This window comes from Bradyrhizobium sp. WSM4874, from assembly GCF_055811835.1.
In genome coordinates, this window is sequence record NZ_JBVVPR010000136.1 from 1 (window position 1) to 1,872 (window position 1,872).

Genomic DNA, 1,872 nt, shown 5'->3' on the forward strand with positions numbered 1-1,872 from the left:
TAGCCATTGGCGTGTCGCGACAGGCACAGAAGATGTTGATGTTTGGTTTGGCAGTTTAGATGGTCAGGCTCTGGACGCGCGGACACTCGCGAGGCGTTCTGATTTCGATGTAGGCGGCCGCCTCCCGATTCTGAGCGATGACGAGGCCCGGAGCATAACGGTTGCGCATGAATTGTTGGCGCCTCGGGAGAGTTTTTGGCGACGGCGACTTGAGAAGTTCAAAACATGCCAGCTTCCTTTTCTGTCGTCTTCAGAAGCTGCGGCTGGACCCAGATGGCAGTCTAGTGCGTGGCGAATTCTAGAAGAGTTGGTTGGGCTATCTCCCAGTGATCGCGCGGAATTCTTGCTAACTGCTTGGCTGGTCTATCTCGCCCGCATCACGGCGGAATCAGAGCTTCAATTGGGATGGACTCCCGCGCCGAATGGTTCGCGAGCCGGCGTGAAAGCGCTCAAGGTGCTTGTCGCGTCTGTCGTGCCGATGGCAATTACCATCGACCTCGATAATGATTTCGCAGAAGCGCGCACGGTGGTCGCGGCCGAATTCGCTCAGCTGAACGAGCAGGATACCTTTGCGCGGGATCTTATTGCGCGATGCCCGACGTTGCGCGGTGTGGAGGCGCTTCGATTGGGCCGGTCCTGGCCGGTTGGCGTTAGGGTTACGGTAAATGGCGGATCTGCCGCTGGTGATCTAGCTTCGTGCCCGATTTCTGAGGCGGCCCTGGCGGGTGAGGCGCTAACGTTTGAGGTTTGCGCTCTGGATGGGAGCTTCCGATGGCACTTTGATGCAAGTCGCCTGGAGCCCAATCAGATTGAACGTATGACACAGCATTTGCAGAATTTGTTGTGTGCTGTGAAGGCCGATGCGCAGCAGCCGGTTGGGTGCATCGGGCTGCTGTCGTCCGATGAGCGCACCTACCTCTTGGAGGCGCTGAACCGGACGGCGGCGCCTTATCCTTCGGACCGGTGCATCCATGAGCTGTTCGAGGCCCAGGTGCGCCGTGCGCCGGATGCGGTGGCGGTGGTGTGCGCGGAGGAGCGGTTGAGCTATGGCGAGCTCAATGCGCGGGCCAACCGCCTGGCGCATCATCTGATCGCAATTGGGGTGAAGCCGGACCAGCCGGTGGCGATCTGCCTGCAGCGCAGTCCGATGATGGTGGTGGGGCTGTTGGCGATTCTCAAGGCGGGTGGGGCCTATGTGCCGCTGGACCCGGCCTATCCGAGCGCGCGGCTGCGCCAGGTGCTTGCGGATGCGGCGCCGCCGCTGCTGCTGGCCGATGCGGCCGGCCGCGCCGCGCTGGGCGGCGACGGGCTCACCGGTGTGACGGTGCTGGATCTGGAGACGGCCACGGCCTGGGCGGAGCTGCCGGCCGCCGATCCGGACCCGCGCGCGCTCGGCCTGAGCGCGCGTCATCTGGCCTATGTGATCTACACCTCCGGCTCAACCGGCGCCCCCAAGGGCGTCATGGTCGAGCATCGGAGCCTGGTCAATCTGGGGCTGGCTCAGATCAGGCTTTTTGGCGTTTGTTCAAACAGTCGCGTGGTGCAGTTCGCCTCCTTTGGTTTTGATGCCAGCGCCTGGGAGCTGGTTATGGCGTTGGGCTCAGGAGCCGCATTGCATTTGCCTGCGGATGAGCTCCGTCAAGCAGGTAACAAGCTATCGGATTATCTGCGAAGCGAAGCCATCACCCATGCGACATTGCCTCCAGCATTGCTTCAGGAAGGCAGGAATGTGGAATATTTGGCGTCGCAGGCTCTCATTCTTGCTGGAGAGCTGCCGAAGGCTGAACTCATCCGACGCCTGCCTGCAGCATCCATTGTCAACGCCTATGGACCTACCGAAGGGACAGTCTGTGCGACGACATGGAGCTGCCC

General features: G+C 61.5%; 1 protein-coding gene. It reads left to right on the forward strand.

Annotated elements, in window-relative coordinates; translation table 11 throughout:
- Positions 1-439: 439 nt before the first annotated feature.
- Positions 440-1,872 (forward strand): AMP-binding protein (locus AC0L3P_RS39630; RefSeq protein ID WP_473309417.1); only part of this gene is annotated, 1,433 nt, incomplete at its 3' end.